Origin of the sequence: Pseudomonas sp. RC4D1 (genome assembly GCF_018390395.1) — a bacterium.
Taxonomy (GTDB): domain Bacteria; phylum Pseudomonadota; class Gammaproteobacteria; order Pseudomonadales; family Pseudomonadaceae; genus Aquipseudomonas; species Aquipseudomonas danubii.
This window is the reverse complement of the sequence record NZ_JAHBAW010000001.1, coordinates 1,437,740-1,451,393: the sequence shown is the minus strand read 5'-3', so window position 1 is coordinate 1,451,393 and position 13,654 is coordinate 1,437,740. Positions and strand designations below refer to the sequence as shown.

The 13,654-nt window shown below is 61.8% G+C and carries 10 protein-coding genes; 3 read left to right on the top strand and 7 right to left on the bottom strand.

The window, feature by feature from the left end; translation table 11 throughout:
• The first annotated feature begins 281 nt into the window (after positions 1-281).
• Both KHO49_RS06575 and KHO49_RS06570 read left to right on the top strand, forming a co-directional pair.
• On the top strand, positions 282-1,481 hold the full coding sequence (locus tag KHO49_RS06575) for a CaiB/BaiF CoA transferase family protein (RefSeq protein ID WP_102861311.1): 1,200 nt from the start codon (positions 282-284) through the stop codon (positions 1,479-1,481).
• A 76-nt stretch (positions 1,482-1,557) separates the two neighbouring features.
• A complete protein-coding gene (locus KHO49_RS06570) occupies positions 1,558-2,409 on the top strand; it encodes a TIGR02285 family protein (protein WP_372820911.1) in 852 nt (283 codons plus the stop codon).
• Between the two features lie 168 nt (positions 2,410-2,577).
• Here KHO49_RS06570 and KHO49_RS06565 read toward each other — a convergent pair whose 3' ends face one another.
• Entirely contained in the window at positions 2,578-2,865 is a 288-nt protein-coding gene (locus KHO49_RS06565; RefSeq protein ID WP_102861309.1) for a DUF3509 domain-containing protein, read from the bottom strand.
• 218 nt (positions 2,866-3,083) lie between these two features.
• Between KHO49_RS06565 and KHO49_RS06560 the strand changes: the two genes are divergently transcribed.
• Entirely contained in the window at positions 3,084-3,737 is a 654-nt protein-coding gene (locus KHO49_RS06560; RefSeq protein ID WP_180988524.1) for a response regulator, read from the top strand.
• A gap of 18 nt (positions 3,738-3,755) precedes the next feature.
• Here KHO49_RS06560 and KHO49_RS06555 read toward each other — a convergent pair whose 3' ends face one another.
• From KHO49_RS06555 to xerD, 6 genes are all read right to left on the bottom strand, one after another.
• A complete protein-coding gene (locus tag KHO49_RS06555) occupies positions 3,756-5,021 on the bottom strand; it encodes an EAL domain-containing response regulator (protein ID WP_102878504.1) in 1,266 nt (421 codons plus the stop codon).
• 90 nt (positions 5,022-5,111) lie between these two features.
• Positions 5,112-8,726: an ATP-binding protein gene (locus tag KHO49_RS06550; RefSeq protein WP_213664789.1), complete on the bottom strand. Its 3,615-nt coding sequence runs from the start codon at positions 8,724-8,726 to the stop codon at positions 5,112-5,114.
• Positions 8,727-8,817: 91 nt separating this feature from the next.
• Complete coding sequence (thrC, locus tag KHO49_RS06545) at positions 8,818-10,227, bottom strand: threonine synthase (RefSeq protein ID WP_102878502.1); 1,410 nt, start codon at positions 10,225-10,227, stop codon at positions 8,818-8,820.
• A 107-nt stretch (positions 10,228-10,334) separates the two neighbouring features.
• Positions 10,335-11,639, bottom strand: a complete 1,305-nt coding sequence (locus KHO49_RS06540) for a homoserine dehydrogenase (RefSeq protein ID WP_060842565.1) — start codon at positions 11,637-11,639, stop codon at positions 10,335-10,337.
• A 135-nt stretch (positions 11,640-11,774) separates the two neighbouring features.
• Positions 11,775-12,506 (bottom strand): thioredoxin fold domain-containing protein, encoded by a 732-nt coding sequence (locus tag KHO49_RS06535; RefSeq protein WP_102861304.1) that lies wholly within the window; start codon positions 12,504-12,506, stop codon positions 11,775-11,777.
• 149 nt (positions 12,507-12,655) lie between these two features.
• The gene (xerD, locus tag KHO49_RS06530) at positions 12,656-13,552 is read right to left on the bottom strand and encodes a site-specific tyrosine recombinase XerD (protein ID WP_110652321.1); all 897 of its coding nucleotides are present in this window, start codon (positions 13,550-13,552) and stop codon (positions 12,656-12,658) included.
• Positions 13,553-13,654 lie beyond the last annotated feature (102 nt).

The window sequence follows — 13,654 nt, the reverse complement described above, 5'->3', positions numbered from 1 at the left end:
TTCATCACATGTAATTTTTTAAAGGGGTATTTGTAACAATAGTTTTCTATCGATCCACTCGGAACAGAACGTCGAACCTGTCACGAGCCATAGACCAGATCGAAGGATTTGCAACCGCCCTTCTCATGAAAGGCGCCATTAAACCCGCCACCCCAGAGAATGAGAAGCACAATTATCCCGCCATCGACCTGCAAATAATGAATGAAGGCCACCGTCCAGCGCTGCCTTAATGGCAACCAATGGTCTAGGCTAGGCGGATTTTCCTGCCCAGCGGATGCCCCATGAACAGCCTCAGCAAGCCCCTCGCCGGATTGAAAGTGATCGAACTCGGCACCCTGATCGCCGGCCCCTTCGCCTCGCGTATCTGCGCCGAGTTCGGTGCCGAGGTGATCAAGGTCGAGTCTCCGGACGGCGGCGATCCGCTGCGCAAGTGGCGCAAGCTGTATGAAGGCACTTCGCTGTGGTGGTTCGTCCAGGCCCGCAACAAGAAATCCCTGACCCTGAACCTCAAGCATCCCGAAGGCCTGGCGGTGCTCAAGCAACTGCTGGCCGAAGCCGACATCCTGATCGAAAACTTCCGCCCCGGGGTCCTGGAAAAGCTCGGCCTGGGCTGGGACGTGCTGCACGCCCTCAACCCCAAACTGGTGATGGTGCGCCTGTCGGGCTTCGGCCAGACCGGCCCGATGAAGGACCAGCCGGGCTTCGGCGCCGTGGGCGAATCCATGGGCGGCCTGCGCTATATCACCGGCTTCGAGGATCGTCCGCCGGTACGCACCGGGATTTCCATTGGCGACTCCATCGCGGCCCTGTGGGGCGTGATCGGCGCGCTGATGGCCCTGCGTCATCGCGAGGTCAACGGCGGCCAGGGGCAAGTGGTGGACGTGGCGCTGTACGAGGCGATCTTCGCCATGATGGAAAGCATGGTTCCGGAGTTCGATGTGTTCGGTTTTATCCGCGAGCGCAGCGGCAACATCATGCCCGGCATCACCCCGTCTTCGATCCACACCAGCGCCGATGGCAAGCATGTGCAGATCGGCGCCAACGGCGATGCGATCTTCAAGCGCTTCATGCTGCTTATCGGCCGCGACGACCTGGCCAACGATCCCGCCCTGGCCAGCAACGACGGACGCGATACCCGCCGCGATGAACTCTATGGCGTGATCGACCGCTGGGTGGCCTCCCTGCCCCTGGACCAGGTACTGCAGCAGCTGAATCAGGCTGACGTCCCGGCGAGCCGGATCTTCAGCGCCGAGGACATGTTCCACGACCCGCAGTTCCTCGCTCGGGAAATGTTCCTCCAGGCCAAACTGCCCGACGGCAAGCCCTTCAAGATGCCTGGCATCGTGCCGAAACTCTCTGAGACGCCCGGCTCCGCGGACTGGGTCGGCCCCGAGCTCGGCGAGCATTCGACAGAAGTCCTGGCGAGCCTGGGCTACAGCAGCGAACAGATCCAACACTTGCGCAACTCTGGGGCGATCTAAGCTGAAAAACCGGTTTTCCATCAGCGCCCTGTCCGGCGCCCATCCACCCTTCCTACGCCGTCGCCTTAGGTGCTGCGTGACGTTTCTGCTCGCCCTGCTGTGGCTGCCGAACGCCTTCAGCGAACCCAAGGAGACGCTGTTCTGGCTGCTGCGAGACCTGCCGCCACTGAGCATTTTCGAGGGCGAGCAGAAAGGACAAGGGGTTATCGACCTGCTGATGCCGCAACTGATCGCCAGCCTGCCGGAGTACCAACAACAGATAGTGCGGGTCAATCGCGCCCGGGGCATGCAGATGCTGCGCGAGCCGACCTTCGTCTGCGACCCGTCGCTGATCATGAACAAGGAACGCGAACAGTGGGTGACCTTCTCCATCACCAGCTTCCGGGTCCTGAGCAATGGCCTGGTGATCCGCCGCGCCGACCATGAACACCTGACCCCGTTCGTCCGGGAGGGCAAGGTCGATCTGCGCGCCCTGCTCGCCAGCGGCCAGGAAAAAGTCGGAGTGGTTGCCGAGCGCAGCTATGGCCAGCAAGTCGATAACCTGCTGCATGCAGCCCCCGCGGACTCGGTCAATGCCCACCACGGCAACGACGCCCTGGGCAGCCTGTTGCAGATGCAGCGCCTGGGGCGCCTGCGTTTGTTGCTGGGCTACTGGCCGGAGATTCGCTACCAGGCAATGCAGCAAGGCATGGACCCGCAGGAGCTGGAGTTCTACCCGATCCAGGGCACCCAGCAGTATCAGGAGATCCATATCGGCTGCAGCAAGACCGCCCAAGGGCGACAAGCCATAGCCCGGATCAACCAGGCCCTGCTCAAGCTGCGTGAAGATCGTCTGGTTGAGCTGTACGCCGCCTGGCTGGAGCCCGAGATGCGCGACCCATACCGTGCCGACGCCCGGGCCTATTTCCGCGATCTGCACGACCACTGACAAATCCCGGGCAAAAAGAAACCCCGAGAAGTGGGGAGACGACTCGGGGTTAAACGCGGTCTTTGACGACCGGTATCAGCCGGCTACAAGCACCGGAGCACAATGCCTGATCCTGCTGATACTGAGTCTGACTGACCGGGTGACAGGAAGGTTCCGCAAAAATTTGCATCAGTTGCGCTGATCGAACACCTTGCCTTCAGCTGCATGGCGCAACGCCGCGATCACACAGGGTTCCAGCCGGCCTTCGGCGATCAGCACGTCACGGTGCAGACCATCGACTACGTCGGTAAGCAGGCGCTTGTCGGTGAGCTGGGCCTGATTCACCTCACGCTCCAAGACCATGGCGCCAGCCGCGTTCTTCAGGGTCACCAGGCATTCGCCATGGCCGCCGCAAGGCGTCAGTGTGACCTGGTACGGACTCAGCGACTCGCTCAACAAAAGACTGATACTTTCCATCTAGATCACCACTCAATAGCTCGAATTAGAGGTTCGAAAACAAAAATGCCGGTAGCTTTCTGACATTCAAGTGACCATCGCTCAGAGAAGAAAGTTCGCCACACCTACTGCTGCCGACCTGAGTCATTCGAGCATGCACGGGTAACATGACAGATATAAAACGGCCGACCAGGCGCAAACCACGCCGCCGTTGCATTGGAGCCCAAGCTTTGAAAGCAATGTCGAACAACAAATTGCGCATCATCCTTGCCGACGATCACCCGATCTTCCTGATTGGCTTGCGTGCCGTGCTGGAGCAGGACGACAGCCTGGCCATTGTCGGTGAAGCCCGCTCGCCTTCCGCCCTGAGCCAACTGATGCAGGAAGTCGAGTGCGACGTGCTGGTAACGGATTTCATGATGCCCGAGGAGCAGCAGAACGACGGCCTGCGCCTGATCGAGCAATTGCGCCGGCATCATCCCGACCTGCCCATCGTGGTGGTGACCATGCTCAATCACGCCGGGCTGTTTCGCTCGATCCTCGACCTGGGGGTGATGGGGTTGCTGAGCAAGGCCAGCCTGGCCGATGAACTGCCGTCAGCGATTGCCCATGCGCGACAGCACAAACGCTATGTGGCCCAGGCCATCAAGCGGGCATTGAGCCTTGCCGGTGAAGTGGGACCGGATCGACTGGTCTCCAAGGATCAGTTGTCGCCCCGGGAACTGGAAGTGATCCGCCTGCTGGCCGCCGGCCATGCGGTGGGAACCATCGCCACTCAGCTCAACCGCAGCAAACAGACGGTCAGCGCGCAGAAAGTCAGCGCCATGCGCAAACTGGGCCTGGCCAGCGAAGCCGCGCTGTACATCTATGTCCAGGAACACGGGCTGTCTTAGGCGCCACGGGCAGCGACCTTAAGCACACAAACCGGCGGCCTGCCCATCCAGGCCGTTGCTGCCCACGCCTGGGGTCTCGGCCAGCCATTGGCGCATCTGGGCGGCACTCATCGGCGGGGCGATGAAACAACCCTGCAGATGAGCCGCCCCCAGGCCCCTGGCCGCCACACAGTCGGACTCGGTCTCGATACCGGTCACCACCACCCCCAGGGACATGCGTCGCGCCATGTTCATCGCACCGCCGACCAGCGCCCGCTTGCGCTCATCCGCGGCCATGCCGGCGACAAACACCGGAGGGATCTTCAGCTCGGTGAACGGCAACTCCAGCAAGCGCTGCAGGCTGGTTCCTCCGGTGCCGAAATCGCCGATGGACAACTTGCAACCAATCATCCGCAGGCGCAGCAGCGCCTCCACATGGGCGGTATCGGTCTGCAGTTGCGTGGTGTCGATGACTTCCAGGGTCAGCATCCGGGCCGGCACTTCGAAGCGCCTCAGCAACGCCTCCAACTGACGGGGGAACAACGGCCGCTCAAGGATGCCGGTGGGAATGTTCACGGCAACCGGCAGCCAGTAGCCCAGCACCAGTTTCACCCCGGCCACCAGTTCCAGTGCCTGCTCCAGCATGTGCCAGGTGAAGACCTCTTGCAGGCCAGCGAACTCGATCAGCGGAAGAAATTCGCCAGGCATCAGCAGACCCCGCTCGGGATGCTGCCAGCGCGCTAGCGCCTCGACACCTTGAAGCTCGCCATGCTCATGGATGACCGGCTGAAAATGCGCAACCCCACAACCCAGCACCGCCGCCAGCCCCTCATCCTGAGTCACGTCCTCGAAGACAAAGGGCTCAAGGCCCAGCAAGTCCCGGAGCAATGTCTGGTTCAATTCGGGGCCGGCTGCCCTGGCGTGCTGTTGATAGGCACAGAGCAAGTCGCCGAGCACCGCAGCCGAAGCCGGCTTGGGCAGGCATGCGAGCACTTTCAAGCCCAGCTCGCGAGCCATGCCGGCTGTACCTTCCAGGACATCCGGCTCTGCGTCGCTGAGAATGATCAGGGCCTTGGCCAGTTGCTGCTGGGCCAGTTCGCGGATCAACTCCAGGCCATCGGTCTGCTCCAGGTACAGATCGCAGATGGCGATATCCACCGGCCCCTTGCTGTCCAGCGAGCGCCGCGCGGACTCCTGGTTCTCGGCGGTCAGCACGTTGAAGACACCATTGGCGTTGAGCATCTGGTGCAAGGCCATCAATTGGAACGAGTTGTCTTCGAGAATCAGCACTTTTAGCGAATGCATGGGGGCAACCTCCGATCGGCGCAGGTGGGAACAGTCCACTACGGGCCGACACGGTAATCAGACAAGTCCTAATCACACATAGGACAAGTCTTATTCGTCCAGAGCCATCTGAATATCGCTGCGCAAAATCCCCATGACCTCAAGCAGCAGCGGCCATTGACGGCCCAGCGCCTGCTCCTGACGCTCCTTGACCAGCACCTCCAGCTCGATACAGGCCTTGGCCAGGGGCAAGGCGTCGATCAGGCAGCACACACCCTTGAGCCGATGCAAGGTGCCTCTCAGGCGCTCCCAATCCAGCACCGCCAAAGCCTCTTCCAGTGCTTGCTGCTCTTGGGCAAGGTTGCGCAACAGCTCCTGCAACATGCGCTGCAACACGTGTTCGTCGGCCTGGGTCATGCCGCGCAAGGTCTGGATGTTGAAGGATGGCGACGGCAGGAAACGGGCCAGAGACTGGGCCAACTGATCCAGGGTCACCGGCTTGACCAGCAACTGATCCATGCCGGCGCGCTCACAACGCTCGCGCTCGTCTTCGAACGCGTTGGCCGTGCAGCCGATCACCGGGCAGGGCGAACGCCCTTCCTGCGACTCGATCTGGCGGATGGCCTCGGTCAGGGCGTAGCCACTCATGCCCGGCATGTTGCAATCGGTCATCAGCACATCAAAGGTCCCGGAGCGCCAGCGCTGCAACGCCTCACGGGCGTTGTCACAGGCCACGACCCGATGCCCGAGGAACATCAGCTGCTGGCTCAGGACCATGCGGTTGGCGCTCAAGTCATCCACCACCAGCACTTCGATGCTGCGGCTCGGCGGACGCTCGGCAGGCGGCGAGACTTGCGGATCGAGATCCTCGCTGACCCGCTCCAGATACAGCTCGATGACAACAACGGTTCCGGCTCCTGGCTCACTCAGCAGGTGAATGCGCCCGCCCATCAACTCGATCAACTGCCGGCAGATGCTCAGACCCAGCCCGGTGCCGCCATAGGTTGAAGAGGTCATGGCATCGGCCTGGACAAAGGGCGTGAATATCCTCGCTTGCTGCTCGGCACTGATTCCCGGGCCGGTATCCGCGACGCTGATACGCAGACACGGGATACCGGACTCATCCGGCTGGCGCTCTACCGTCACCCGCACTTCACCTTCAGCGGTGAACTTCAAGGCGTTGCTCAACAGGTTGTGCAGCACCTGGCGCAAGCGCAACGGATCAAAGAGATAACGCCCCCGGGCTTCCTCGTGGAAGACCAGTTGCAAATGCACGCCCTGGTTGCGCGCAGTCACCTCGAAGAGCTGCCGGACGCTGTCGAAAAAGGGCTTGAGGGCGGTGACCTGCGGCACCAACTGCATATGGCCGGCCTCGATCTTGGCCAGATCAAGACTGTCCCCCATCAGGCTGATCAACTCCTGGGCAGACTGATAAGCCACCCGCAGAGCCTCGGAAAAAGGCGCGCCACGCACCCTGGCCTGCTCTTTCTCCAGTTCCAGCAAGCCAACGATGGCGGTCATCGGCGTGCGGATCTCATGACTCATGGTGGAGAGAAAAGCGCTCTTGGCGGCATTGGCCTGGTCGGCGGACTGACGCGCTTGCACCAACTGGTTCTCCAGACGCTTGCGCTCGGTGATATCGATCCAGCCACCCAGCAAGCCCTGCAGACGGCCCTCGGCACTGTAGAACGGCACCGTCCATTGATAGGCGTGGATCGATCCGTTGCGCGTCTGCACCTGGCGGTCGGCGAATACCGACTCCTCGGACGCCAGCAACTGCATGATCTCGCCATGCAGCTGGCGCGCGGTGGCTGCAGGCAGCAGATCCAGCTCTGTCAGTTGTCGCCCCTGAATCTGTTCCAGGCTCGTCCCCAACTGCTGTTCATAACTCTTGTTGCAGGTGATCAGGCGCCCTTGCAGATCACGGACAAAGATCGGGTTGGGAATGCCGTCAAGCAGGGCCCGCATGAACACCAATTGATCGTTGAGCCGTTGCTCGGCTTGCAATCGCTGCTGAATCTGCAGCTTGAGCCGACTGCTCCAGGCCAGGGAAATCAGACCGAACAGCAGCGCGGTGGAAATGGCCCAGTACACCCAGGTCGGCACCCGCTGCCAGACCGGCATCGGCACCGGCGTGGCCCCCAGCCACTTGAGACGGATGGCGCTAAGCTCCGCCACGGGCAGCGCCTCCAGCGACTTGTTGAGGATACTCAGCAGCTCGGGTTGATCCTTGCGCACGGAAAACTCGTCGGCCGACCAGGTACCTTCGACGCTGCGTCCCACCCGCAACCCATCGTCAGCGGGCCCCAACCCCAGCGCCTGGACCTGGACCTCGTTCTGAATGGTGGCCATGGCTTCACCATTGCTGACCAGGGCCCGGGCTTCCTCATAGCTGGCAACGCTGCGCAGCCGAATATCGGGATAGTAGCGCCGGATGTAGCTCTCAAGGGTGTGCCGCGCCGGCAACGCCAGCACCTCACCGGCCATCTGCTCCAGGCTGCTCAGGCGGCGATCCTCGGGACGCACGACAAAGACCCAGGCAGCACCACCAAAGGCATGGGAGAAATTCAGGAACAACCGCCGGTCCTCACTGGCCGTGAGGGTAGAAGTCATCTGCGCCTGCCCACTCTCCAGCCACTCAAGGGTCTGTGCTGTGGAAAGGCTCTCCTTGTGCACAAAATGCAGGCCGGTCATGCGCGAGATACGGTTGAGCAAATCGATATTCAGGCCGGCCCAGCGCCCTTCCTTGTCCTTGAACACATGGGGCGGATATTGCTGGGAGGCGACCATGACATGGGGATGCTGGAGAATCCAGGCCTGCTCCTCGGCGCTGAGCTCAATGCGCTCACCGGAAATATTCGCCCCCAGACCGGTGGTCCAGCGGGCCTGTATTTCCCGTTGCAGGGATTCGTCGATGCTCTGCAGCGCCTGCTCCAGCATGCCTGCCAGCAACGCATTGTCGTCACGAGTGGCAAAGGCGAAACCAGTCGGTGGCAAGCGGCTTTCATCCTGGATGTGCACCGCCAGATAAGGGCGCAGGGCCTTGTAGGCGCGCACGATGACCTCATTACCAATGAAGGCGTCGGCATCGCCCTGATTCAATGCCTCCAAGCCGCTGTAGAGGTTAGGCGAAAGCATGATCTGACTATTCGGATAGGCCGCATGAACCTGCTCGGCGTTGGCATAGCCATCCAACAACACCAGCTTCTTGCCGGCCAGATCACCGCTGGGGCTCGACCCGTCACGGCGAACCACCACCACCGCCCTATCGGGCATGTAATCGCTGGTGAAGCGCAGCCCCGAGAGGCCGCGCTCATAGCCATTGGCACTGGTCAGCACATCGATGGTGCCGTTGCGCAGCGCTTCAACCGCCTGCTCGCGCTCGGAAAACCCCAGGACTTCCATTGTCACGTCCAATCGCTCGCCCACCAGACCGAGGTAATCGGCGCTGATGCCCTGATAGCGATTGCGGTCACGGGTGATGTCGATGGGCTGGTAGTCATCAATGGCGATCCCCACCCTCAGGCGTGGATGCGTCGCCAGCCATTGCTGTTCGGCAGGCGCCAGGGCCAGAGGCTGCAGATCGGCGAACGCCGGCACCAGTTTGAAGGGCAGGTTCTTCACCGTGCCGGCCAGCGCGACACCCCAGAGCACGGCCCAGGCCAGCAGGCCCGCCAGTAGCAGGCCCAGGACGCGCACTACCCTGTACGTTTGTCGAAGCATCATCCGGGCCTCCCTGCCCCTGACGGGCCAAGCTTGCGCATGAAAAAACAAAGCCCGTCAGGAGACGGGCTTCGTGGACGACAAGACCAAGGGATCAGAGTGGCTTGCCACGATTGCCGTGCTGGCTGACAAAAGCCTGCACCGCTTTCAGGTCATTGGCCAGGACCGTGCAGCGTTCTTCGCGCTGGAACAGGTCGGACAAGTGCGCCGGCAGTTCCAGAGCCTTGCCGACACCGGCCTTCTCCACCGCGTCCGGGAACTTGACCGGGTGCGCCGTGCCCAGGATCACCATCGGTGTATCCAGGCTGCGACGGCACTCACGGGCGGCCTTGACGCCAATCGCGGTATGCGGGTCGAGCACCTCGCCGGTCTGTTCGAAGACTTCGGCGATGGTCTCGCAGGTCTGCTCGTCGTTCACCGCCAGGGAGTCGAACAGCTTGCGCGCTTCGGTCCAGCGATCTTCTTCGACGCTGAAACCGCCGCCTTGCTTGAAGCTCTCCATCAACCCCGCCAGTGCCGCGCCATTGCGACCGTGCAGGTCGAACAGCAGGCGCTCGAAGTTCGACGAAACCATGATGTCCATGGACGGCGACAGGGTCGCGTGCAGGGTTTCCTTGACGTACTGATTGCCGCTCATGAAGCGGTGCAGGATGTCGTTGCGGTTGGTGGCGACGATCAGCTGGCTGATGGGCAGGCCCATGTTGCGTGCCAGGTAGCCGGCGAAAATATCGCCGAAGTTGCCGGTGGGCACCGAGAACGCGATGGAGCGCGCCGGGCCGCCCAGCTGCAGGGCCGCGTGGAAGTAGTAGACGATCTGGGCCATGATCCGCGCCCAGTTGATCGAGTTCACTGCCACCAGACGGGTGCCCTTGAGGAAGCCCTGGTCGGCGAAGCTGGCCTTGACCATTTCCTGGCAGTCGTCGAAATTGCCTTCGATAGCGATGTTGTGGATGTTCTCGCCGAAGATGGTGGTCATCTGCCGGCGCTGCACTTCCGAGACACGGTTGTGCGGATGCAGGATGAAGATGTCGACGTTGTCGCAACGCTTGCAGCCTTCAATGGCCGCCGAACCGGTGTCACCGGAAGTGGCACCAATGATCACCACGCGCTCGCCGCGCTTCTCCAGCACGTAGTCCAGCAGGCGACCCAGCAGTTGCAGGGCGAAGTCCTTGAACGCCAGGGTCGGGCCGTGGAACAGCTCCAGCACCCACTCATTGCCGTTCAGCTGACGCAGCGGGGCAATGGCGTTGTGAGAGAAGGCCGCGTAGGTTTCTTCCAGGATCTTCTTGAAGTCGGCATCCGGAATGCTGCCGGTGACGAACGGGCGCATGACCCGGAACGCCAGCTCGTGATACGGCAGGCCGGCCCAGGAAGCGATTTCTTCCTGGGTAAAGCGCGGCAGGTTCTCCGGCACATAGAGACCGCCATCACTGGCCAGACCGGCCAGCAGCACATCTTCGAAATTCAGGGCCGGTGCCTGGCCACGAGTACTGATATAGCGCATGGGGACAAACCTTCGGTTTGAGCCTCAAGCCGCAAGCTTCAAGCCTCAAGTCAAAGCACATCAGCTTCTGACTTGGCGCTTGCCGCTCGCCACTTGCGGCTGCTTCATTAATTCAAATGTTCGACGCGGATACGGACCACTGGGCCGACGACGCCCTGCAGGGCCTCCAGCGCGGTAATCGCATCGTTGATGTGCTGCTCCAGAACGCGGTGGGTCAGCAGGATCATCGGCACCAGGCCATCCTGTTCTTCCACTTCCTTCTGCATGATCGATTCGATGTTGATGCCGCGCTCGGAAAGAATGCTCGCCACCTGGGCCAATACGCCCGGGTGATCCTTGGCCTGGATGCGCAGGTAGTAGGCACTCTCGCAGGACTCGATCGGCAGGATCGGGTGATCGGACAGCGAATCAGGCTGGAAGGCCAGGTGCGGCACGCGGTTTTCCGGATCGCTGGTCATGGCGCGAACCACGTCCACCAGATCGGCCACTACCGAGGAAGCGGTCGGCTCCATGCCGGCGCCAGCGCCGTAGAACAGAGTCGAACCGGCAGCGTCGCCATTGACCATCACCGCGTTCATCACGCCGTTGACATTGGCGATCAGGCGGTCGGCCGGGATCAGGGTCGGGTGCACTCGCAGCTCGATGCCCGCCTCGGTGCGGCGCGCCACACCCAGGTGCTTGATGCGGTAGCCCAGGGCTTCGGCGTAGTTCACGTCGGCCGTGGTCAGCTTGGTGATGCCTTCGGTGTAGGCCTTGTCGAACTGCAGCGGGATACCAAAGGCGATGGACGCCAGGATGGTCAGCTTGTGCGCGGCGTCGATGCCTTCAACGTCGAAGGTCGGATCGGCTTCGGCATAACCCAGGGCCTGGGCTTCAGCCAGCACGTCTTCGAAGGTACGGCCCTTCTCGCGCATTTCCGAGAGGATGAAGTTGCCGGTGCCGTTGATGATGCCCGCCAGCCAGTTGATGCGGTTGGCCGAGAGCCCTTCGCGGATTGCCTTGATCACCGGAATGCCACCGGCCACGGCGGCTTCGAAGGCCACGATCACGCCCTTCTCCTGGGCCTTGGCGAAAATCTCGTTACCGTGGACGGCAATCAGCGCCTTGTTCGCGGTAACCACATGCTTGCCATTCTCGATGGCCTTGAGCACCAACTCACGGGCCACGGTATAGCCGCCCACCAGCTCGATAACGATATCGATTTCAGGGTTGGTGGCCACGGCGAAGACATCGTTGGTAATCGCAATACCGGTCGTCTGGAACTGAGGCTTTGGCGTACGGGTAGCAATTTGCGCTACTTCGATTCCACGCCCGGCACGGCGGGCAATCTCCTCGGCGTTGCGCTGAAGTACGTTTAGGGTACCGCCACCGACAGTACCCAGCCCACAGATGCCTACTTTGACCGGATTCACTCTGAACTCCCCATAAAACGGCCGACTCAAGGCCGGCCGTGGAAAACAGCCGCAAACAGCGCGGCTCTCTATTAATGCCCCTCCGGTTGCACCCGGAGGAGCATGATCGTCAAAGGCTAGCGTGACGATGCAGGATTATTTCGCACCCAGGGCCAGTTTGGCGATCTGCGGTGCCGGCTGGTAGCCGGGAATGACTTGGCCATCAGCCAGGACGATGGCCGGCGTGCCATTGACGCCGATCGACTGCCCCAGGGCGAACTGCTTGGACACCGGGTTATCGCACTTGGCGGCCTTGATTTCCTTGCCGTCGACCATTTTGTCCATGGCGGCTTTCTTGTCCGCCGAGCACCAGACCGCCTGCAGCTGCTCATCACCCGGCGAACCCAGGCCCTGACGCGGGAACGCTACATAGCGCACTTCCACACCCTGCTTGTTCAGTGCCGGTATTTCCGCGTGCAGCTTGTGGCAGTACGGGCAGGTGGTGTCGGTGAACACGGTGATATGGGTCTTGGTCTCGCCGATGGCCGGATAGACCACAGTTTCTGCGACCGGAATACCGTTGATCAACTTGGAAATGCCCAGGCGTTCGGTTTTTTCCGTCAGGTTCACCGGTTTGCCGTCCTTGAGCTGGAACAGATAGCCCTGGACCACGAACTGGCCATCGGCGCTGGCATACAGCACGCGACTGCCCTTGAGCTTGACCTCGTACAGCCCGGCCAGAGGACTGGCGGTGATGCTCTCCACCGGCACTTCGAGCTGCAGCGTCTCGAGGCTCTTGCGGATGGCTTTCTCGGCACTGTCATCGGCCACGGCGAAGGTGCTGAGCAACGCCAGGGAGGCGGCGGCAAAAATCTGGGTCAAACGCATGGGAACTCCTGAAGGCGGGCAAATGGGCAACTGGGAGCGGTCGCAATGGCAACGGCCCGCAAACACCCGTTTTGCAAACCGGCAAAGCCTACCACATCTGTTTGCCGGCACCGACTACGGGCGACGCAAAGCGCCACCCGGGAGCCAAATCAACCCCGCGGGTGATGCTTGGCGTGCAGATCCTGGAGGCGGGCACGAGCCACATGGGTATAAATCTGGGTGGTGGACAGATCACTGTGGCCCAGCAACATCTGCACCACTCGCAGATCGGCCCCGTGATTGAGCAAGTGCGTGGCGAAGGCGTGGCGCAGGGTGTGAGGCGACAGCGCCTTGCCGATCCCGGCGACCTTGGCCTGGTGCTTGATCCGGTGCCAGAAGGTCTGCCGCGTCATCTGCTCGCCACGCAAGCTGGGAAACAGTACATCGCTGGGCCGCCCGCCCAGCAGCTCGGCCCGGGCGTCACGCATGTAGCGCTCGACCCAGACAATCGATTCCTCGCCCATAGGCACCAGGCGTTCCTTGCTGCCCTTGCCCATGACCCGCAACACACCCTGGCGCAGGTTGACCTGTTCCAGGGTCAGGCTGATCAGCTCAGTCACCCGCAGGCCGCAGGCGTAGAGCACCTCCAGCATGGCGCGATCGCGCTGGCCGATGGCCTCGCTCAAGTCCGGCGCCGCCAGCAACGCCTCGACATCGGCCTCCGACAGGGACTTGGGCAGCGGGCGTCCCAGTTGCGGCATATCGATCTGCAAAGTCGGATCGATCTCGATCAGTTTTTCTCTCAGCAAATAGCGATAGAAGCCCCGCACCCCAGAGAGGAATCTGGCCGTGGAACGGGGCTTGTAGGCTTGCTCCACGCGCCAGGCCAAATGATCGAGGATCAGCTCGCGTCCGGCCCGCGGCAACTCCACCCCCTGCTCCTGCAACCAGCCGTTGAACAACGCCAGGTCACTGCGATAGGCATGGCGGGTGTTGTCGGACAGGCCTTTCTCCAGCCACAGGGCATCGAGAAAACGGTCGATCAGGGGGTGGTCGATGGCGGGCATAAAGACTCGAAAGGCACGGCCCAGGGGCCACGCGTAAAAAAATAGTGAACTGCGCAGAGGGTCGCTAGTCTTTCATAGCCAGCCATTTCAAGGAACAGGGTG

Excerpts from the sequence above, each read along its gene's own strand:
- KHO49_RS06575 (WP_102861311.1), top strand. The coding sequence starts at position 282 with ATGAACAGCCTCAGCAAGCCCCTCGCCGGATTGAAAGTGATCGAACTC.
- KHO49_RS06565 (WP_102861309.1), bottom strand. The coding sequence starts at position 2,865 with ATGGAAAGTATCAGTCTTTTGTTGAGCGAGTCGCTGAGTCCGTACCAG.
- KHO49_RS06560 (WP_180988524.1), top strand. The coding sequence starts at position 3,084 with ATGTCGAACAACAAATTGCGCATCATCCTTGCCGACGATCACCCGATC.
- KHO49_RS06555 (WP_102878504.1), bottom strand. The coding sequence starts at position 5,021 with ATGCATTCGCTAAAAGTGCTGATTCTCGAAGACAACTCGTTCCAATTG.
- KHO49_RS06550 (WP_213664789.1), bottom strand. The coding sequence starts at position 8,726 with ATGATGCTTCGACAAACGTACAGGGTAGTGCGCGTCCTGGGCCTGCTA.
- thrC (WP_102878502.1), bottom strand. The coding sequence starts at position 10,227 with ATGCGCTATATCAGTACTCGTGGCCAGGCACCGGCCCTGAATTTCGAA.
- KHO49_RS06535 (WP_102861304.1), bottom strand. The coding sequence starts at position 12,506 with ATGCGTTTGACCCAGATTTTTGCCGCCGCCTCCCTGGCGTTGCTCAGC.
- xerD (WP_110652321.1), bottom strand. The coding sequence starts at position 13,552 with ATGCCCGCCATCGACCACCCCCTGATCGACCGTTTTCTCGATGCCCTG.